The 21,297-nt window shown below is 41.1% G+C and carries 17 protein-coding genes; 7 read left to right on the forward strand and 10 right to left on the reverse strand.

Features of this window, described 5'->3' with window-relative positions; all coding sequences use genetic code 11:
- Positions 1-3: 3 nt before the first annotated feature.
- The 4 genes from DN752_RS21570 to DN752_RS21585 all read right to left on the reverse strand — a co-directional run bounded on the left by DN752_RS21570 (position 4) and on the right by DN752_RS21585 (position 5,662).
- Positions 4-1,296, reverse strand: coding sequence for a hypothetical protein (locus tag DN752_RS21570; RefSeq protein ID WP_112785902.1), 1,293 nt, complete (start codon positions 1,294-1,296; stop codon positions 4-6).
- Positions 1,293-2,213 carry a glycosyltransferase family 2 protein gene (locus DN752_RS21575; protein ID WP_112785903.1) on the reverse strand — a complete coding sequence of 307 codons (921 nt, stop codon included), beginning with the start codon at positions 2,211-2,213 and terminating at the stop codon, positions 1,293-1,295. Before DN752_RS21575 ends, DN752_RS21570 begins: the two co-directional genes overlap by 4 nt.
- A gap of 194 nt (positions 2,214-2,407) precedes the next feature.
- Positions 2,408-4,825 carry a GumC family protein gene (locus DN752_RS21580; protein ID WP_112785904.1) on the reverse strand — a complete coding sequence of 806 codons (2,418 nt, stop codon included), beginning with the start codon at positions 4,823-4,825 and terminating at the stop codon, positions 2,408-2,410.
- A 12-nt stretch (positions 4,826-4,837) separates the two neighbouring features.
- On the reverse strand, positions 4,838-5,662 hold the full coding sequence (locus tag DN752_RS21585) for a polysaccharide biosynthesis/export family protein (RefSeq protein ID WP_245949353.1): 825 nt from the start codon (positions 5,660-5,662) through the stop codon (positions 4,838-4,840).
- A 271-nt stretch (positions 5,663-5,933) separates the two neighbouring features.
- Between DN752_RS21585 and DN752_RS21590 the strand changes: the two genes are divergently transcribed.
- Positions 5,934-6,416, forward strand: coding sequence for a deoxycytidylate deaminase (locus tag DN752_RS21590; protein ID WP_112785905.1), 483 nt, complete (start codon positions 5,934-5,936; stop codon positions 6,414-6,416).
- A 73-nt stretch (positions 6,417-6,489) separates the two neighbouring features.
- On the opposite strand, the gene murB is transcribed toward DN752_RS21590, so the two are convergent.
- Positions 6,490-7,506: a UDP-N-acetylmuramate dehydrogenase gene (gene murB, locus DN752_RS21595; RefSeq protein WP_112785906.1), complete on the reverse strand. Its 1,017-nt coding sequence runs from the start codon at positions 7,504-7,506 to the stop codon at positions 6,490-6,492.
- Positions 7,507-7,655: 149 nt separating this feature from the next.
- Here murB and DN752_RS21600 point away from each other — a divergent pair, with 149 nt between their 5' ends.
- From DN752_RS21600 to DN752_RS21615, 4 genes are read left to right on the forward strand one after another with little or no spacing between them, the layout of a single operon-like run.
- The gene (locus DN752_RS21600; protein WP_112785907.1) at positions 7,656-8,594 is read left to right on the forward strand and encodes a succinylglutamate desuccinylase/aspartoacylase family protein; all 939 of its coding nucleotides are present in this window, start codon (positions 7,656-7,658) and stop codon (positions 8,592-8,594) included.
- A gap of 53 nt (positions 8,595-8,647) precedes the next feature.
- Positions 8,648-9,799 carry an ergothioneine biosynthesis protein EgtB gene (gene egtB / locus DN752_RS21605; RefSeq protein WP_317048506.1) on the forward strand — a complete coding sequence of 384 codons (1,152 nt, stop codon included), beginning with the start codon at positions 8,648-8,650 and terminating at the stop codon, positions 9,797-9,799.
- A gap of 11 nt (positions 9,800-9,810) precedes the next feature.
- Positions 9,811-10,776 (forward strand): L-histidine N(alpha)-methyltransferase, encoded by a 966-nt coding sequence (gene egtD / locus DN752_RS21610; RefSeq protein ID WP_112785908.1) that lies wholly within the window; start codon positions 9,811-9,813, stop codon positions 10,774-10,776.
- Complete coding sequence (locus DN752_RS21615; RefSeq protein WP_245949354.1) at positions 10,727-11,617, forward strand: tRNA pseudouridine synthase A; 891 nt, start codon at positions 10,727-10,729, stop codon at positions 11,615-11,617. Before egtD ends, DN752_RS21615 begins: the two co-directional genes overlap by 50 nt.
- A 61-nt stretch (positions 11,618-11,678) precedes the next feature.
- On the opposite strand, the gene DN752_RS21620 is transcribed toward DN752_RS21615, so the two are convergent.
- Positions 11,679-13,406: a phospho-sugar mutase gene (locus tag DN752_RS21620; RefSeq protein WP_112785910.1), complete on the reverse strand. Its 1,728-nt coding sequence runs from the start codon at positions 13,404-13,406 to the stop codon at positions 11,679-11,681.
- Positions 13,407-14,137: 731 nt separating this feature from the next.
- On the opposite strand from DN752_RS21620, the gene DN752_RS21625 reads away from it, so the two are divergent.
- A complete protein-coding gene (locus DN752_RS21625) occupies positions 14,138-14,560 on the forward strand; it encodes a hypothetical protein (protein WP_112785911.1) in 423 nt (140 codons plus the stop codon).
- Between the two features lie 47 nt (positions 14,561-14,607).
- Here the strand turns inward: DN752_RS21625 and DN752_RS21630 are convergent, their stop codons facing one another.
- The 4 genes from DN752_RS21630 to trpS all read right to left on the reverse strand — a co-directional run bounded on the left by DN752_RS21630 (position 14,608) and on the right by trpS (position 20,125).
- Positions 14,608-16,623 (reverse strand): polysaccharide lyase family 8 super-sandwich domain-containing protein, encoded by a 2,016-nt coding sequence (locus DN752_RS21630; protein WP_112785912.1) that lies wholly within the window; start codon positions 16,621-16,623, stop codon positions 14,608-14,610.
- 26 nt (positions 16,624-16,649) lie between these two features.
- Positions 16,650-17,588, reverse strand: a complete 939-nt coding sequence (locus tag DN752_RS21635) for a hypothetical protein (protein WP_112785913.1) — start codon at positions 17,586-17,588, stop codon at positions 16,650-16,652.
- A 12-nt stretch (positions 17,589-17,600) separates the two neighbouring features.
- Entirely contained in the window at positions 17,601-19,001 is a 1,401-nt protein-coding gene (locus DN752_RS21640) for an MBOAT family O-acyltransferase (protein ID WP_112785914.1), read from the reverse strand.
- A 149-nt stretch (positions 19,002-19,150) separates the two neighbouring features.
- The gene (trpS, locus tag DN752_RS21645) at positions 19,151-20,125 is read right to left on the reverse strand and encodes a tryptophan--tRNA ligase (RefSeq protein ID WP_112785915.1); all 975 of its coding nucleotides are present in this window, start codon (positions 20,123-20,125) and stop codon (positions 19,151-19,153) included.
- Between the two features lie 71 nt (positions 20,126-20,196).
- On the opposite strand from trpS, the gene DN752_RS21650 reads away from it, so the two are divergent.
- Positions 20,197-21,294: a DUF1573 domain-containing protein gene (locus DN752_RS21650; protein WP_112785916.1), complete on the forward strand. Its 1,098-nt coding sequence runs from the start codon at positions 20,197-20,199 to the stop codon at positions 21,292-21,294.
- Positions 21,295-21,297: the final 3 nt, after the last annotated feature.

The following is a 21,297-nucleotide window of genomic DNA, read 5'->3' on the forward strand; positions in this document are numbered from 1 at the left end:
TGTTTAGACGTTGATAGGCCTAAGTGGGTATTTGGGTGGTCGATTGACTAAAGTATTCTTGACAGGTATTGATCTTTTTATTTTCTTAGGTCTACTGGCTTTTACTGCACACAAAAGAAAGATGATGAGCGGTGCAAAAGTAAATGTGCCAATAAATCTCCCCGGAACTAAAACTATCAATAGCATTACTAATAATGGATAGAATATGCGTTGATTTTCTTTGTTCATTTTGTTGTTTCCAATCATAAAATAATGAATGAAAAATATTAGAAATAGGAGCATTCCAAAGAGACCGGTGCTATATATTAACATATTAATATCACTGTGAATACTTCTTCCATATCCAAAATTCTTAATCCCAAAATCAATGGTGTCAAATAATTGAATTCCAAATAATAATTCCGAAGGGTCCTCGCTATTTTTGAAGTGTTGATAAAGAAAGATAGTTTCCATATATCTTGGCTCGGTTTCAGAATAATTGTCGACTTCTGTAATCCTCTCTCTCTCTGCTAATTGAGCGTTTAACTGTTCTTGATATAGTGGATAAGTAAGTACCATGATAGCTAAAAATGAAACCACAACCATAGCTAGCTTAAAAACGATTTTCCGGTTAAGTACAGCGTAAGCAATAATAGCAAAAGCTAGCATACCTACAGAAGTTCTTCTAGTGATCACCACCAAGAAAATTATATTTAAGGTTATAAATGAAATGTCAATGATTCGTAAAAACATCGAACTTTTTTTACTTTCGAGCACATAATGGATGGAAATGAAAATTACAATAGGTGCAATGTACATCCGTGAGGTGCCTAAAAAGCCAGTTGTAAAACTACCACCATACACAGCTTCTCCAATATGGAGGACATTGGCCATAATTAGATATAGTGGGATTGCGATAAGCATGAATCTATTGTAGGGCTCAAATTCCTTAATAAAATCTCTTTTAGAGCCGAAGAAATTCCCGACAAGTACCATGCTTAAGGAAATGATCAGAGCAAAGGCTGTTTTTGCTGATAGCATGAAATTTCCCGGATTAAACATCAGCAAACCTATAATGTATACAGTGAGTATTAAAAATATCCAGTCTCCTTTTTTAAATGCTTTATTGGCTATTATGTATGCCATAACCATGATCAAAGGCAATACGTACCGAATACCTGCAAATACTTTTAGGTCTTTATAAAAGCCATCAAACATGTCAAATACCAAGTAAAAGACCATTAAGGCATAGATGAAATTTTTCTGGTCAAAAATGAAATAACCAATTAATACCAAGGATAAAAATATAAGAATCATGATGCTGATTTATTTGACTTAACAACTGCCTGTTTGTACGCTAAAACCATTTTCTTTACGAAAGCAGGAGTTCTGTTTAGGAGGTATAACTTTTTCCAAGAATGTTGTACATCGGAATAGTCATTAATGTACTTGAAGTCTTTTTCTATTTTCCTGCTTTCGGACAAATATCCTCCCCAGGCGTACCGAGTGCCTTTTAGAATTGCTTTCATAGCAATGTATTTGTTTACATCGTTATTACCTTCTTGGAAGAGGTCCTGCCACGATTCCTTGCAGTTGTCTTTTTTGTTGCTGCGGCCTACAATGGTTTCGTCTTGTTTGATATAAATAGTTAGGGAATCAGGGTGGAAAGCCACTGGATATTGGAGTGCGATCTTGGCCCAGGTATAAACGTCCTCACCGGAAATCATTCCCACTGGAAATCCACCTACTTTATCAAATACGTCCTTTCTTACTATCGTGGCACTGGTCCATGCAATGACATGGGTGAGGCAGGTTTTAAAATAATTTTCAATAATTCCCCGTTTGATATCATGATCCATGTCATAGGCTTTGCCTTTATAGATCACTGAATGGGCACAATTATACATTCCTGCTTCTGGATATTCTTGGATAATCAGGGCCATTTCTTCCAAGTAGTTAGGTTTCCAGAGATCATCGGCATCTAAAAATACGATGTATGGATTTTTGGCTTTTTCAATACCGAAATTCCTGGCATCAGAAACACCACCGTTTTTTTTGTGGTACAGCTTGATCCTATGGTCATTGACTTCTTCTACTTTTTTGACACTGTTGTCTGTCGAACCATCGTTAACGATTACTATTTCATAATCCGTATAGCTTTGTTCCTGTACTGACGCCAAGGTCTTTGAGATGTTTTCTTCTTTGTTATATAAAGGAATTACTATGCTGAACATGTGGGAGTTCGGATTAAATGGAATAATTAGTGGTGCTCCTTGGGTAGAGCTTCGCCCCGTCAGTCCCATCACGTAGAACCTAGCAGGGAAGTGTGTTGAAGGTGTTGTGTTGGAGCTGCCCCGTGGTATGGGCAGCTCCTTGGTAATTAAGTTTGGTAAAAGGACGAACTATCTAGCAAACAAAAAGGCTGAGGTTATACAGCAGCTCTTCCGCTTCCTCCTTTGAATATTTTATTGATCATGCTGGATTTATTCTTGTCATCAGAATAGTATCCATATCCATATCCACCATAATTAAGTTCCTTGGAAGGGACGTCATTGAAGACGGTGTAGATATTTCTGAAACCTTTCTTGTCTTTCAGGCTATTGATGTCATCGATGAAGCTCTTGTCACTGTAGTTATGCCTGATTAGACATAGGGTGACATTGACCATTTTTAACACAGCAAGCGTCTCACTGGTCAGTCCTATTGGAGGCGTGTCAAAAATAATCACATCGTACTTCTCTTTCAGCTCATTTATCATTGTCTCAAATTGACTTCCGATGAGAAGTTCGGCAGGATTTGGAGGTGTCGGCCCCGCGACTATCAGGTCCAGGTTAGGGTAGGGGGATTTTTGAATGACGGCATTTACATCATTTACCTGTTTGCTGAGATAAGTGGATAATCCAACCGTATTGCTTAATTTAAAGTCATTGAAAAGCTTTGGCTTATGCATGTCACACCCCACTAGTATGGTTTTCTTTTCGGCTATCGAATAGGCAGATGCCAAGTTGATAGACGTAAAGCTTTTTCCTTCCCCTGCTATAGAGGACGTAATGGCTATTGTGATTTTCTCCTCCTTGGGTACGATAAAGGTCAAGTTGGTCCGTAGGGACCTGAACGCCTCGGCAATAGATGATTTGTTCTTATTGAGCACTACAAGGTTGTTCTTGTTTCTGTTATGGCCAATGGAAGTTAATACTGGATTATTGAGCTTTGCTTCTAGCTCTTTTCTCTCCTTCACCTTGACATTAGAGAAGATCAAAATACTGATAATCAATACAGGCAGAATAAATCCTATTGCTATGCCCAATATGTAATTGGTCAATGGCTTCAAGGGAAGCGGAATATAGGAAGGCTTTGCACTTTCCATAATTTTGTCCGGTGCAGTGGTAGAAACCATGGAAATAGCCGCTTCAGCCCTTCTTTGCATTAAGAAGGTATAGATGTTTTCGTTCAATGTAAATGACCGCTGGATCCTCAATAGGTCCTGCTCGGTACTAGGTAATTTCTTGAATTCACTTTCTAGCTTGTAGAGTCTATTTTGAAGACTAGACACCAGCCTGTCCGAGTTATTAATGGTGTTTTTGAGGACCTCATTAATGGACTTGTTCAGGTCTTCGATCTTTTTGCTTACTTCTCTTACATTTGGTGCAGAGGCAGTTTGGGTGGCAAGGTATTGTGAACGTTCTGATTGGAGAAGAATAAGGTCTTGGATTAACTTGTTTAGAATCGGATCTTCTATCCCAATACCAGATGGAAGGATGATATCACTATAATCTTCCTTTGATAGGTAACTTTGCAGGTTTTTGTAGTACTCGTTCTTGAAGTTCTCTTGATTGAGTTCTGATTCGAGTTCAGTGATTTTTTGAAAAATAGAACTTCCTTCTGTTCCGATGTTGTAGGTTTTATTTTTACTCCTAAACGATTCTAGCTTGCTCTCTATGGTTGATAAAGTGTCCGATACGCCACTGATTTGGTTGTCGATGAAATCAACCGTTTTCCGAGCTTGCAAGTTTTTCTCTTCCAGTGAATTGTCAAGGAAGGTTTCCAATAGGGTGTTTACATAATGGCTGCCTTTTTCTGGAACAGTAGTGATCAGAGAGATGTTCAGAATAGAGCTCATGGCATCCATAGGCGCTATGGTGAGGTTTTCACCGGTATATTGTCCGAGGAGGCTTTTCCTGTTTCTTAGTATCACCTTTGTTGCTCCTGGTGCGCTCGTTTGCAGGGGAACTACTCTGATCCTGGCATGAGGTGTTTCTATCCATCTATTAAAGGGAAAGGCCTTAGGTGTGGTGTTGATCTCTATTGGAGTCAATTTATTGTCCTCCGGGGTTTGAAGTACGTATTCGGGACTAGTATAAGTAAGAATGAAGTTATCAGCGTTTTTCCATTCGATCTTAAACTTGTTTTCGGTCAATTGTGGATGGTTCCAGTCCACTTCCACCTTAATAGGTGCAGATTGATAGATTTCTACGTCCTTGAACGTGGTTTCTGTATAATATTCTACATCAAAATCTACCAAATCAAGTACCTCATTGGCCAAGTTATAGGACTTCAATTGGTGGCCATCATTGGCCATTTTATTGATGAGTGAGTTATTGAAATCTTGAGGCATGTTGGTGAGGTTGAGTATATTGCCTCTTTGTGCATCTTCTTCAATCAATAATTTTCCGCTGACTTTATATTCAGAAGGCTGTGTTTGGTTATAGAAATAGGCAGCTGCTCCAAATACCACCATCGATAAGATGATGATAGGCCAATATCTCAAGTACTTTGAGAACAGCTCCTTGAAGTCAAAAGTATCGTTACCTCCCTCAGTATAGTGTTCGAATTCGTTGTTGCTCATGGTGAAAATAATTTAGTTGTTATTGGTGGCATTATAGATCAATACTCCAAGAGTAAGTGTGGTGACGAGTAATTGGAAGGTCTGTACGAATGTAGCGCCAGTTCCAAGCTCTCTTACTTTCATCGGTTCCACGTATATGAGGTCATTTGGGCGTAAAAAGTACAGGTCAGATTCCATGATCCGCTCATCCAGAAGGTTCATTTTGTATACTTTGGACCCTTCTGGATACTGACGAATAAGGGTGACTTTATGTCGGTTGGCGACTGTAGTCATTTCGCCAGCATTGGCAATAGCTTCGAAAATGGTTACTCTATTCTGTAAAATGGTGTATTTTCCAGGGTTGTTGAATTCTCCTAATGCACTGTAGCGCATTCCTCCCAAGCGTACACGGACAAAGTAATCAGATGCTGAATTCACATACTGGATCACTTCTTCCTCGACTATCGTTTTGGCCTCTTCTACAGTAAGGCCCACTACTTTGAGGTTGCCGATAACCGGTAGCTCTATATATCCTTCATCGTCAATAGTGTAGCCTGTCATGAAATAGACATCTCCACCATCTGCAAGGCCACCTCGCATGGCGTTACTGCTTGATGATGCGTCCGAATCATTAAAAAGTAAATTAAGTTCGGGACTTGTGGTTCTGATGTTTACATCTAGCACGTCATTTAATTGCAATTTGTAATCTTCGTATTTATGTACTTTTAGATCGCCTGAAGTGGCCACCATTTTGTCAGCATCCTGCTCTTGCAGATAGATTAACTTCTTGTTGGATATGCAACTAAAAGAAAGTAGGCCGACTAAGCAGAAAATTGTAAAGTTTCTTATTTGTTTCATTGTATTTAGGTTGGATGTATCTGTAAAAGTTTTGTCCGTTAACAATGCTTAAAGGTAAAAAAAAAATATTCGATAAAGCAATTTTAAATTAAAAAAAATGATGTTTATATACATAAAAAAGTTGAAGATTGCTTACTGATGCATTTCAAGGTATGTTTTTTGTTTTTTGTGTTTACGGGAAATAGTCGCCTAAAAGCTATTTAACACCAAATACTTCGTAGCATTTTTTAATTCTTATGTACTTTTGGGAAACTTTAAATAAGAGAATGCGATGAGCAAACCTGATTTTGATGATATTTTTATGGAATTGGCGGTCAATCTGGCCAAGCGTTCGCATTGTATCAAAAAGCATGTAGGAGCTGTCCTTACCAAAGAAACAAGGATCATTTCCATAGGATATAATGGTCCTCCATCTGGTACTCATAATTGTGACGAGGAATTTCCGGAGGATGGATGTAGCCGGGATAGTAAGGGTAGTTGCTCATTGGCCATCCATGCCGAACAGAATGCGATTCTTTATGCGGTAAAGAACAATGCTTCAGTGGAAGGATCCACTTTATATGTGACACTGGCGCCTTGCTTGGCATGTGCCAGGATCATCTATTCCATGGGCGTAGCGAAAGTGGTTTATATGTATTCCTATGCGGAATATAAAGGACTTCCCTTCGACGAGGGGGTAGAATTTCTGAAAAAATTCGGTGTAGAGGTGGAAAAATACGAAAAGAAGATCACCTATGAGGATCACCTGATTTAACCCGGTTTATGCAATTAGGAATCGTTACCGAAATAGATAGGCTAATGCATAAATCGGTTTTAGCTTGAAAACATCAGATGAAATTGACTTCAGGGCTTAAGACCACACCAAACCTCTCCTTGATGTCCTTTTGGATTCTTTCAGAAAGGGCTTTGATCGCTTCACCTTCTCCGTTACCGTAATTAACCAAAACAAGGGGCTGGTTTTTATGAACACCGATATTCCCAAAAGTCCTGCCTTTCCAGCCTGACTTTTCGATCAGCCAAGCGGCAGGGACTTTTATTCCTGCTGCGTGGGGGTAATGAGGGATTTCCGGAAATTGCTTTTTCAATGCATTGAAGTGATCCTTCGATAGCACAGGGTTCTTAAAAAAACTTCCCGCATTGCCCAAAAGGGCCGGGTCCGGAAGTTTTTCCTGCCTAATCTGTATGACTGCATCGCTGATGTCTTTTATACTATAATCATCTCCAATGCCCATGCTGTCCAATGTAGAGCGAATGGCTCCGTAGCTAATATTGAAAGTTGGTTTTTTGGATAGCTTATAGATGACGTGCGTAATGATGTACTGGTCCTTTACCACATTTTTGAAGATGCTTTCCCTATATCCAAAATGGCATTGGTCTTTATCGAAAGTGGTCGATGTTAAGGTTTTTCTATGGATTGCTTCAAGATGGTCAAAGACCTCTTTGATTTCTACTCCATAGGCACCGATGTTTTGCATTGGGGAAGCCCCCACTGTACCGGGGATGAGGGAGAGGTTTTCGACGCCGGCCCACTGAAGACGGATCGCATGGTTTACAAAATCATGCCATATTTCTCCAGCGCCTACTTTTGCCCATACATGATGTTCGTCTTCCTGGATGACTTCGATGCCTTTGATATTTATCTTGATCACCAGGGCAAAGATGTCTTTGGTCAGTAAAATATTGCTGCCGCCACCGAGGATAAAGACCGGTAACCGTTGGTCTTTGGCCAGCGTGAGGGCTTCCTTGATTTCCTCGGCTGAATTTACTTCTACAAAAAATCTGGCTTTTTTGTCAATTTGAAAGGTATTATATGGTTTTAAAGAAATGTTTTCTTGTATATTCATGTATGATTATTGCTTAGTAGTTTGATACAAAGCCTTTCAGTTGTAACGGAATAATTGAACTATTTATGCTCTTTTACCAAAGACTTTTGCGAATTAAATAAGATTTTAAAAAAAAGAAACCAGAATCCAAATAAAGATTTCTAGCAAGTATGAAAGAAATGATAATTAATGGCATTAGGATTCGACCTGGACAATCAATCAATATTGAAATTGCCATTGCCAGATTACCTACGCATACATTAATTGATCTCCCTGTATTTATCCGAAGAGCCAAAGAGGACGGACCAGTGGTCTTGATCAGCGGAGGAGTGCACGGAGATGAAATCAACGGAATAGTGGCTGTGAAGAGAATGCTCGAAGAAGACCTTTTTCAGCCTGTGCGTGGTACGATTATATATATACCATTAGTGAATGTGTATGGTTTTTTGAGCAATAGCCGAACGTTTCCAGATGGAAGGGACCTGAACAGGAGCTTCCCAGGAAATAATAAAGGGTCTCTTGCTTCTCAGATAGCCTATATCCTTACGACCCAGATTATCCCTGTGATAGATTTTGGGATAGATATCCATACAGGAGGACGAATGCTGGGGAATTACCCTCAAATAAGAGTGGACTTTAGGGATAAGGTGGGATTGGAAATGGCACAGGCATTTGGTGCACGATTTGTCCTGAATTCTTCACACATTGATAAGTCCTTTAGAAAGGAAGCTTTTAAGAAAAAGAAACATATTTTAGTTTATGAAGGCGGTGAGTCCATGCGATTGGATGAATTCTCTGTCGACGAAGCAATAAGGGGCACCAAGAGATTGTTGAGCCATCTTGGCATAATCGAAGAGGAAATATATCCAGAAGAGTCCATCATTATCAAGGAGAGCTCCTGGACCAGGGCCAAAATATCGGGGATTTTTACCCCTGCCGTGCAGATAGGTGACCAAGTGAAAAAGAGACAGGTGCTAGCGCGCATTTCAGATCCTTATGGTCAAGTGAAAGTACCAGTTAAAAGTAGCTCGAACGGGTTTATCGTAGGGCTCAACAATTCCCCGGTAGTTAATGCGGGTGATGCACTGTTTCATATAGGGAAAGATTAGGGGATGCGCCCCTTGCATAAATGTTGTTAGGCATTATTATTGTAAAATTCAAGATGATGACTTTTGACCATTATAAACAAATCAGGGAAAGAAGCGAATACCTTTGTTCCAATTTAGAAACAGAGGATTTTACCATTCAGGCAGCTGAACACGTGAGTCCAGCAAAATGGCATTTGGCACATACCAGTTGGTTTTTTGAGACCTTTGTGCTAAAATCCTTTCTTCCGGACTATCAGGAATTCCACCCGGATTTCAGCTTCTTTTTCAATAGTTATTACAATGCCGTAGGAGAGAGGACGGCCAGGCATCACCGGGGACTGATGACGAGACCCACTACCGAAGAGGTATTTGATTACAGGGGGTATGTCGATGAGCAAATGAACTTCCTTATCGATGGATACTTGACCGATGAAGTGATAGAGATTGTTTTATTGGGGCTTAATCATGAACAGCAACACCAAGAACTGCTCCTTACAGACTTAAAATATAACCTATGGCAAAACCCTCTTTTGCCAGCAGTCCTTAATATTAAGGAGTATCCAAAACAGCCAGAACGTAGATGGATACAAATTAAGGAAGGCGTTTACGAAATTGGCCACCAAGGAGAGGGGTTTTGTTATGACAACGAAAGGGCCAATCATAAGGTCTATTTGGAGAGTTATTCGATCGCCGATCGGTTGGTGTCCAATAAGGAGTACTTGAAATTTGTCCAAGAAGGGGGGTATGATCGCCCTGAATTTTGGCACTCCGATGGATGGGCTTGGTTGAAAGCGGAAGGAGTAAAGTCACCTTTGTATTGGCTGGTGAATAATGATGACAATTTTTGTTATACGCTGGATGGTAAGCGGGAGCTGGACCTAGAGGCGCCTTTGGCACACGTCTCCTTTTATGAGGCCGCTGCCTATGCCGAATGGGCGGGGTATCGTCTTCCCACAGAAGCAGAGTGGGAAGTGGCCAGTAGTGAGTTTTCGTGGGGAAAAAGGTGGGAATGGACCAATTCTGCTTATTTGCCCTATCCAAGATATCAAAAGGCGCCGGGGGCCATAGGTGAGTACAATGGGAAGTTTATGGTGAACCAAATGGTGCTCAGAGGAGCATCCGTCGCCACGTCTCCCGGACATTCCAGAAGTACATATCGTAATTTCTTTCACCCGCACTATCAGTGGCAGTTTACTGGAATTAGACTTTGTCAGAAAATAAACTAACCCAATATTTGATGGAATACGCAATAAATACCGAAACTGAGTTTGCCAGAGATGTTCTGGAAGGACTTACTGCTACAAATAAGCATTTATCGTCAAAATATTTTTATGACCAGCGTGGCGATGTTCTGTTTCAAAAGATCATGAAATTACCTGAATATTATTTGACACAAAAGGAGTTCTCCATTTTAGACCAATATAAAGACGCTATCCTCCAACCGTTTTTATCATCAGGACAGCCCTTCAATTTGGTGGAAATGGGGGCTGGTGATGGCTTGAAAACTAAAATCTTATTACGCTATCTACAGGATAGTGGCTGCAACTATACCTATTATCCGATTGATATTTCTGGGACAGTACTCGAACAGCTCAAATGTGATCTGAAACAAGACTTCCCCTCTATGTGCATCACACCGATCACAGGTACGTATAAACGGGCACTTGAAGAACAGAAATGGGAGGAAGGAAGGCGTAATTTGTTCCTTTTTTTAGGGGCGAATATTGGTAATTTTGATAGAGAGCTAGCGGTAAATATGCTAAGGCGCATTTCGGAAGCGTTGAATGCGGGGGATTATTTGTTGATTGGCTTTGACCTGAAGAAGGATCCAGAGGTGATCCTCCAAGCTTATAATGACCCTAAGGGAGTAACCCGTGATTTTAATCTCAATATACTTTCGCGAATAAACAAGGAACTTGGTGGGGACTTTGACCTTGCCAAATTTAAACATTGGCCCATGTATGACCCTCTGACGGGGGAATGCCGCAGTTACTTGATCAGCATGGAAACCCAAAAAGTCACCATTAGCGGATTGGACAAAGAAGTATATTTTGAAAAGGCTGAACCTATTCATACAGAAGTGTCAAAAAAATACAACAATTACGAACTTGGTCAGCTGGCAGAGGAAAGTGGTTTTGTGATAACGAGGGATTTTGAAGACAAAGAGCATTTCTTTACAGATAGCCTTTGGCAGAAGCAGTAAGGGTTTTGTTTCTTGTGGAGCTGATGGTTACCTTCGCGATTCGTTAAAGAAATACCTTATGCAAAGCAAGCCCTTTACCTATTTATTCTATGTGCAGTACCTTGGTTTTCGGTATCACGGTTGGCAGAAACAACCCGGGGTAAAGACTATCCAAGAAATGCTCGAAAGGAGTTTTAAAGGGTGGCTGGGACATGGGGAGTTTAAGCTTCTGGGTGCTGGAAGGACAGATGCTGGAGTGTCTTGCATCCAAGGGGCTTTCGAGCTTTTTTCAGCTTATGAGGAGCAGCTGGAGGGAATGGTGAAAGGAGTGAATGCTTTTCTTCCTGATGATATTCGCCTCCTATCGGCATCGACTATTGGGCCGGACTTTAACATTATTCAAGACGTTAGGGAAAAAGAATACCGTTATTATTTTTCTTTTGGAGAGAAACCTCATCCTTTTTCGGCTCCCTATGTAGTGGTATTTCCCGAAGTCCTTGACATTCCATTGATCCAAGAAGCGGCCCAACTTTTTGAAGGGATGAACGATTTTAGGAATTTCTGTACCAAACCGAAGCCTGATGCGGTGTTTTGTCGTGAAATCACCTCTTCATCCGTGACTGCATTTAAGCAGCCTGAATCCAATTGGGAGATTGAGTCTGCGATCTATTGTTTCAGCGTTAAGGGGAAAGGTTTTATGAGAAACCAAGTGCGGTTAATGATGGGGACACTCTATGATTTGGGGCGGGGGAAAATCACTATCCATGAGCTAGATCAAGCCCTGAAAGGGGCAAATGATGTGTTCCCGTTAAGTGAAAAAGCTCCAGCACGGGGATTGGTGTTGCAAGAGGTGCTATTCTAAAACAAAAGAGCCCTCTTCAATAGAAAAGGGCTCTGATGATCAAAAGTTGTTTTATCCCGATTTATCCAAAGAACTTTTTGAGTCCTTCGATTTTCTCTGCAAGAGAGGCTTCTACTTTTCTGTAGGCGTCTCTGTTTGGAAGGTGTTCGTTTACTGATATATAGTATTTGATTTTTGGTTCAGTCCCAGATGGTCGAGCAGAAATCTTGCTGCCATCTTCCAGATAGAATTGGATGACGTTGCTTTTGTCCATGACGAGGTCTTCTTCTGTTCCTTCTGCGATATTGTATAGTTTGCTTTCTTTTACATCGACCACTTTTACCACTTTGATGCCATTGATGGCTTCAGGTCTGTTGGTCCTGAACCCGTGCATCAGTTGCTGGATCTGCTCGGCACCGTCTTTGCCTTTTTTGGTAACGGAGATCAGCGACTCTTTGTAGAAGCCATATTCTTGGTAGATATCGGCAAGGACGTCAAAGAGTGTCATGCCTTTTTCTTTATAATAAGCTACCACTTCTGCCAGCATGGCACAGGCAGAAACGCCGTCTTTGTCTCGTACGGCATCACCTACCAAGTAGCCATAGCTTTCTTCTCCACCACCGATAAATTGCTTTTTGCCTTCAAGTTCACGGATGATGGCCGCGATGTTTTTAAAACCTGTCAATACCCTGTAGCAAGGGATGTTGAATCCGCGACAGATTTCCTCGATAAGTTCGGTGGTGACAATGGTATTTACCATGAATTGCTCTCCGGTAAAGAGGCCATGTTCTCTCCACTGGTTCAGTAGGTAATAGGTAAGGATGCTGCCTGTTTGGTTTCCATTGAGAAGCTCATATTCGCCTTTTTCATTGGGGATGGCAGCGGCATAGCGGTCACCATCAGGGTCGCAGGCAAGGACCAGCTCCGCATTGACTTCTTTGGCAAGCTTCAGTGACAGGCTAAGGGCTTCAGCTTCTTCTGGATTGGGATAAACCACTGTAGGGAAAGTCCCGTCAGGTTGCTCTTGTTCTTTTACGACATGTATGTTTTCAAACCCAAACGTTTTCAGGGCAGCAGGCACCATTTTTCCTGAAGCACCGTGAATGGGAGAAAATACGATGCACATGTCCCGCTGATTAAGAATGGCTTTGGGAGAAAGGCTGAATTTTTTGATCTCATTCAGGTAGGTCAGGTCCATCTCTTGGCCGATGTATTCGATCAACGCATCATTCTTGTCCCATTTTACATCATCGATGGACTTGATTTTCTGTACCTCCATGATGATGTTTTTGTCATGAGGTGCCACGATCTGTCCACCATCTTCCCAGTAAGCCTTGTATCCATTATATTCCTTTGGGTTATGGGAAGCGGTGATCATCACACCGCTTTTACAACCATAATGCCTGATCGCATACGATAGCATGGGAGTAGGGCGCATTTCTTCAAAATACTTCACCTTGATGCCATTGGCGGTAAGGACATTGGCAGTGGTTTCTGCAAAAAGCGTGTTGTTTATCCTAGAATCATGGGTGATGGCTACTTTTATTTCTTCACCAGGAAAACAGGCCAGCAGGTAATTGGCCAAACCTTGTGTGGCCATTCCTACGGTGTACACGTTCATACGATTAGAACCGATTCCCATTACACCGCGAAGACCACCGGTTCCGAACTCCAGGTCCTTATAAAAGGAATCTACAAGTTCCGACGAATCTGATGCGTCTAATAGTTGTTGGATTTTGCTTTTGGTGTCTTGGTCGATGTTGCTGTTTAGCCACGATTGGGCTTTACTGATAATGGATGCGTCTGTCATGTTTAGTAAAAAGCTTATAAATGAAATTCTAATTTAAGCATAAATGCTTTCAATGCCACTGTCCGGTTTGACAGATAATGAAAAAGTAAAAAAAAAATTACTTTTTGTAAACCATTGTATTTGACAAACAGTAAATCAATGGTGTGTTTTTAAGTAATCCTCATTCTTGTCTACTATCCATGGCTTCAAATTGCGCTTTAACCCGAACTTCAAGACATCGGAAAAAGTAACGTAAAGTAATCAACTTGTTTGATAACCACAATAGGGGAAGTTCCGTAATCAATTTACCAGAGCCTTAAAAAGCGAATTTTGTTTTAAAAAAAATAACTTATAGTCATTATAGGTGAAGGCCTTGGGGAGTGTCTCCAAAACCATTTCCCTATATAGAATTCCACTTGATAGGTGAAAAGTCGATTTTCACAGCGACGTAATTTGGGTTTATGTGCCTTCATACTGAGATCTTAGTAATGATAACATTTATATTGCTTCTTTGTTAAGCCGTCTTTTGCCTGATTTCCACCATAAAATAATTGGTTTATTTTTGTCTTATTTGGGTAGCTGTCAAAATATTTTGTGTAGGGGGAGATGATTTTTGAAATATTCAAGTTTTCTTGGCAGTTTTGATAGGGAAAGGTGTTTTTTAAGTTAGGTGAGAATTAGTGTTTGTTTTTGGAAACTCACCACGGATTATCTAATTTCATGCTTCATTTGAAAAAACAAGCAAAATAATAATGGATTTAAATAAGTTAGATAAGGACCTAACCGCTATTGTAGAGAAGAGAATCGAGCTCAGCAAGTTGACCTATGCAGATGAGGATTATGATGATATCGAAGAGGAAATGCATGATCTGGAAGACGACTTTAACGAGGAATATGGTGACGAATTAGAGGGAGAACTGGAGAAAATTTATGATAAGTTAGACTCAGACACTGATATTTTGCTTCCTTCTGCCTATCTGGCCAATAAATATACCCCAATGCTTCCTGATGCGAAGGGGGTAATCTCTTATGAAGTAAAAGGAAAAGAAGGTGTGCCGATCGAGTCGGAGCAGTTTGATGGTCAAGATGTGCGCATCATCATCATACCCAATCCCACGCGCTTTGTGATGCAGATCAATGGCGTCCCGATGAAGGACTTGTGGCGATCACGATAAATCAAAAAAAGCGGAATAGTGGTTTACATTATTCCGCTTTTTTTATGCTAAAGTGGTAAAAGAGTCCCTTTTAGGAAGTCGTTTTCAATGTGGTGATGCTTGCCATTTACCGTAATAGAGAAGCTTTTATGTGCAGGATTTGGTGAGGTCAGTGTAAGTCCGGAAGAGGATTTTATAAAGTACACTGGCACATCAGTTGAAATGGTCAATTGGCCGACCTTGAAGTCTTCATTTGGAGTCCATATAACGCCTGCCAAAACACCGTCCTCAAATTTGATCGCTTGTAGGTCTTCCGAATTGCTAATTACCTCCCAAAAAGGTTTGTTGTGAAGTTGTTCTGCTGCTTCCAAGGATGCTACATCCGCTACATAATAATCGAAACTTCCCTTTTGCTGCTTGATATAGGGGAGGAATACTTTTTTGCTATACGGATCTTCACCTTTATATTTAATATTAATATCTCCCCAAGAGCCTTTGTTTTCGGTTAATTTTACGCCTAGTTTTTGAGCTGAAGGTGAACCATATGAGAATCCACCATGGTACACCCATCCTGTGTTGGTAATGTCATGATCACCGCTAGTAGGAAAAATTTTCTCGCCAGATTTTACCCATCCAGCCCACAGGGACTGATCGAGGGAAGTTATCGATTCTTTTTGGGATGTTTGAAGATTTGATACCAATGCTATCATGACATTTTTATGCGTAAACCATGATTTTTGGGCAGAGAGTGTACTGTTGCCATCTTTATCTTCCAATTCATAGTCCATGACCGACACGCCCGTGCCCTCTGCAGAGAGGCTTCCTGTAAACGGCTTCCGGCTGTAATCCTCTGTTCCTTGGACAAATGTATATCCAGGCAATAAATTCCAATCCCAAAATGGCATTAGATTATAATATTCCTTTCCGTTTTTCAGAAAGTAAGTATTGCCATAGTTCATGAGTTTGCCCTTCTTGTTTTCTCCATTAATGCTCTCCACAGGGAGTGTCCTTTCGGAGAGTGTTTTTATGAAAAAACTGGCGTTTTCGGAGTGATGAGTGAGGAGGTCGGCCTTATAGAAAGCTTTGGAGCCTTTTGGAGTAATGGGGAGTGGCCCACTAAGGCTTTGCAGCATTCCTTTATATGGGGTGGGATTATTAGGATCAAGGTCCTTGAGGTAGTTGACGGTTTCTGTAGATACAGTACTTTTTAAGGAATTCCTTCTGCTGCACGCCCTGTCAATGGTAGGAGGGACGGTGTATTCTCCTCTCGCCATCCACCACATGCCTTCTGTCAGGAATTTCCGTAATATATCGACCTTCTCCTGCGGAAATGCATAGGATGTACCATCAAGTTCCCAAGCTATCCGCGCACTGATTTCTAAATAAGCACCGCCGTAGCTGAATTGCTGAAGGCGTTCTTCGTGGTGGTAAAAGCTATAGTCTTCTTGAATGCCAGAAGGAGCGCCTATCTGAATTTCATTGACGATTTTACCTATTGCCATTTTGGCCTTATTTTCATCATCCACGAGTAGGGCATAGTGTAATACATTGTCAGCCAGCCATATCAAGTTAGCACCTGCTTTATAAATCTTGACCTTTGAAGCATAATCCAAAATGTTCTGGAAATTGGCAGGGGTGAGCTTGTCTCCCAAAAGGATGGCTGTATTGAGCAATGATCTAGGAATGGACACTTCCATCGGAAACCAGTTCCTATTTACATACTGTGCGTTTAGCCAGTGGTCTAAAGATAAGTTGATGACGGTGATGAGTTGATCATCTTTGAAAAAATCGGACCTTGAATCAAAATAGGCATAACTCAGGTAAGAGATACGATAAATGTGTGTCGAGGGGTCCCAACCTGTTTTGTCTTTATCTTGGTAGTTGAGATCCTTCCATTTTCCAGTATTTTCATCAAAGCGATCGACAATATTGGAGACGTTGTTGTCTTTTACTTTGTTTTCCAGAAGAACCGAGCGGTATTTTTGAAGTATGATGTCTGCTTCATTGACCTCCTGAGCATGGCCAAAAGTATGGAGTAGGGATAAAAGGATGAGTAGTATGTTGGTTTTTACCGTGAAAGACATTAGTAATGGTTAAGATGCTAGGAATGCTATTCAGATGTAGTAAGATAATTTGACTGAGATTTTATTTTGCTTGCGATATCCGCTGAAAAAGCAAGAGCCCCCGTTCGGTTCATGTGGTTTGGGTCGTTATAGAACGTTTTGTTCTCGGTAAACATTGTGTCATTGAAATAATCCAGAAAGATGATGTCCTTTCTATTTTTGATATGTTCCAAGGTTTGTGTACTGATCACTTTTTCTTTGTAGTTAGGAGAGGTGACCACATATACTTGTGTCCCCCTATTTCGCAAAGAAGTAATAAATTCGTCAAAAAGCGCTACATATTCAGGGTTCAGTTGATTTTTCTCGTGAACGACTCTTTGCTTGTAATTTTTTGATTTCAACTTACCGTGCTTGGGTTTCCATCCGTCGTCTTCGATCTTGCCGTCCAATCCTTCGATGGCATAAGGTCGAAGGAGATAGTAATAAGATGAATTATAGGCGTACAAACTGGAGTAGTTTAAATAGGGCTCCGCGTATGAATTATGGTTCACGATACTTCTTACCGCTGAATGGTCCGTATAAAACGGCCTTAACAATCCTGCTGCTCTGTCAAAAAAAGGGTGTTCCTTTTCTGTATATTCCAAAAATATATCTTCCACATTGATGATGGCGATTTTTGGGGAGTGCCTTTGTGTGACGGCTCCATTTAGCGCATACATAAAAGGGAGGCTTTGTCCACCTCTGCCCGAATTCCAACAAGTAAGGCCCAAAGAATCTTCAAACACCTTGGGAGAGTAATTGCTTTCTGCCCTGGAGCTGCCATAGATAATGATATCATCTGTACAATCGGCTAATGTGTGTTGGATTTTGTAAAACCTTCCGTCAGGGCTGTTTTTTAAGGTGGTATCCAAGATGAGCCCCACTGTGTAATCTACCAATAGAAAACTTACTGAGATGATAACAAGGTTTTTGATTAACTTTTTCATAGCTCCAAGGTTTTAAAATTGAAAGTAGATAAACTGACTATTGTCAAACACCCCAAAGGTCGTGATGAAGACCATAAGCACTACTATGGCTGCATACCTAACGATAGGGCTCCGATGGTACAGGAATTGGTAATCGGGCTTGAATTCCAGTACATAATCATGGAGCATTAGGATAGAGAGCCCCATGAGCCCAAAAAGGAAGATGCCCTTGTCTCCAAAATACAGGCCGGAACCTTGGAAGGTGACGATCCTTTCTAGGACAGTCATGGCATCTCCGACTGAAGGCGCCCTAAAAAACACCCAGGCTAAGCAGGTAAGTGAAAAGACAATGAGCCAATTGACCGCTTTGGGAAGCTTGAACTTAAGCACGTATTTTTCCATAATTTGATAGAAACCATGGAGTGCACCCCAAATGATATATGTCCAGTTAGCCCCATGCCAAAAACCACTAATAATAAAGGTGACCACTAGGTTGACACCAGCGCGAAAATTGCCTTGCCGGTTTCCTCCTATTGGGATATAGACGTAATCTTTAAACCATGTGGAGAGGGAAATATGCCACCTGCTCCAAAACGACTTGAAGGATGTAGCGAAGTAGGGGCGACGGAAGTTATCCATCAAATGGAAGTCAAACAGCTTAGCGCATCCTATGGCGATAAGCGAGTAGCCTGCAAAATCACAATAAATCTGAAAGGCAAAGAATGCATGGGCGGTAAATAAAGTCAACCAAGAGTGCTGATCCAATAAAACATAGACATCATCTACATAGACCGCCAAACGATCCGCTACGACTACTTTCATGAATAAGCCCCAGAGCATCAGCTTGCCTCCTTCTGAAACCTTGTCATAGGAGAAATTTCGCTTCCTTGAAAACTGGGGCAGTAAATGACTCGCCCGCTCAATGGGGCCTGCTACGAGCTGGGGAAAGAAACTGACAAAAGTAAAAAACGCCACAATATCCTTTGTGGGCTCAAGCTTCCTTTTATAAATGTCAATGGTATAGCTCAGGGTCTGGAAGGTATAAAAACTAATGCCTACAGGTAAAATGATGTTTAGCCTGCTGGATTCCAGTGGTTTTCCGAGTAAGGTAAATGCTTCATTCAGGCTATCCAGGAAGAAATTGAAGTATTTAAAATAGCAGAGAAAACCAATATTGATAAATACACTTAGAAACAGCAGTAACTTTCGTTTGGATTCTTTAGTGGCTTTGTGGAGGTTAAGTCCAATGGTGTAATCGACAACCGAACTGAACAGTATCAGAAATAAAAATCTCCAATCCCACCATCCGTAGAAAAAGTAACTGGCTACTAGTAGCCAGATGTTTTGGCCTTTTACTGTGTTTTTAAGTACTAGCCAGTAAATAAAAAACACAATAGGAAGGAAGAATGCGAATTCTATGGAGTTGAACAGCATATTCGTGGTAATTTGTTAATAAAAAAAGCAATATGATTGTTACGAATGTAGTAAAAAGTATTTTAAAATGTAAAAAATGTATTTTAAATTATTAATAAAAAAGGCCAAGTTTTAAACTTGGCCTTTTTCCCCTTATTGATGTCTGACGGTTACCTGTATCCTAGCTTCGCTCTGACTCTGTTTAGCGTAGTTTGCGCTATTTCACGAGCTTTGGCTTCTCCTTCTGCCAGCTTGGCATCCAGTTCATCGAGGTTGTTCATATAATAATCGAAGATATCACGCTCCTTCGCATATTTTTCCATTATCAATTGCAAAAACTCTTTTTTAGCATGTCCATAACCAAAGTTCCCACCCAGGTACTTTTGTCGAAGCGAGTCGGTCTGCTCAGGTGATGCGATCAAACTGTAGAGCTTGTAGACATTACAAGTGTCGGGATCTTTAGGCTCTTCCAGCGGAGTGCTGTCTGTTACGATACTGTTGACATTTTTCTTGAGCTGTTTGGCAGGTAAAAAGATGTCGATATAGTTATTGTAAGATTTGCTCATCTTTTGGCCATCCGTGCCTGGGATGATCATGACATTTTCATTTACCCTGGATTCGGGTAATGATAGGATTTCTTCTTCCGTTCTGTGGTTAAAGGCACTGGCAATATCCCTAGTCATTTCCAGGTGCTGGAGTTGGTCTTTGCCGACGGGCACAATGTCTGCATCAAAGATCAAAATATCTGAAGCCATCAGTACAGGATAGGTAAAAAGACCTGCATTGATATCAGAAAGCTTATCGGATTTATCTTTGAAGCTGTGCGCATTGGCCAGCATGGGGAAAGGCGTGAAGCAGCTTAAGTACCAAGTCAACTCGGCTATTTCCGGTATTCTGGACTGACGGTAAAAGGTGGTTTTGCTAATGTCCAATCCAAATGCCAGCCAGGCTGCTGCCACTGCGTGCACGTTTTCTTTTCGTTGAGCCCCATCTTTGATAGTAGTCAGCGAGTGAAAGTCAGCGATAAAAATAAAAGAATCGTTATCGTCCTTTTTAGTAAGCTCAATGGCCGGGACGATAGCCCCTAGGATATTCCCCAAGTGAGGCCTGCCCGAACTTTGAATTCCTGTTAATACTCTTGCCATCGGTTAAATTTTTGACGCAAATTAAGGAAAATAGGACACAATTCGCCTGAATTTTACCGTTATTTGTGTGCATGAAAAATATCCTGTTCATACCCATTTGCTTACTTATTTCTGTTGGTTTTTCTTTACCTGTTCATGCTCAGGCGATTGCGGATTCTCCGCTGATCTGGGAAAGGCAAAAAGCCTCATTAGGCTCAGTCATGGAGGAATATGGAAAAGTCACCACAGAATTTTTTGTGGTCAATGACGGGACATCGCCTGTGGTCATTGAGGAAGTGGAGACGGACTGTGGCTGTACCACGGTAGATTTTATCACAGATACATTGCTGCATGACCAAATTGGGGCCGTCAAAGTGGATTATCAACCTACTGGTTTTGGTGGGACTTTTGAGAAAAAAGTGGTAGTAAAAACCAATATCAAACCTGCTGGAGATACGCTCTACCTAGAAGGGTTCAATATTCCTTATCCAGAAAATGTCGCTTCTTACTATGATTACAAGGTAGGAAATCTTGGTTTTAGGTTTAGCTCTATCAATATGGGAGAAGTCTTCACCAATGCACCAAAGGTGAAATATGTGGACTTTTATAATTTTAAAGATCTCCCTATCACCTTGGATGATGCTCACAGTGGATTACCTCCGCATGTAAAAATCAATATGATCCCCGCTATCGTTCCAGCCAAGTCACGTGGCCTGCTGGCCATCCAATATGATGGCGCGGAGAAAGATGACCTAGGCTTCTTCGATGAAGAGGTGACCTTTCAGATAGAATCCAGCGGTAATGAGGGGGTAGCGCTTAGACTGTTGACAACGGTGCAGGAGTACTTCGCGCCAGTACCAAAAAGTGAGGTTAATCAGGTGCCTAGACTTGGGGTTTCAGAAGTGGACGTGGATTTGGGGAAAATTTCCAGTAAAGAACTGGTGCAGCGTGAAATCACGCTCAGTAATATGAGTCCTGAGCCAGTAAATATACGCAAAGTCGTGACCAATTGTGATTGTATGCAGTTTGACTTGCCTACTTATGATCTTGAACCAGGAGAGAAGACCACCTTGAAGCTTAGCTTTGACCCTTCTGGCAGACTTGGAATAGACCATAAAATGGTGTCGATATTCAGTAATGATCCCTTGAATCCCACCAGGACCATAGTGGTGAAGAGCAGGATAGATTAGTGA

The sequence above is a fragment of the Echinicola strongylocentroti genome, from assembly GCF_003260975.1.
Classification (GTDB): Bacteria; Bacteroidota; Bacteroidia; order Cytophagales; family Cyclobacteriaceae; genus Echinicola; species Echinicola strongylocentroti.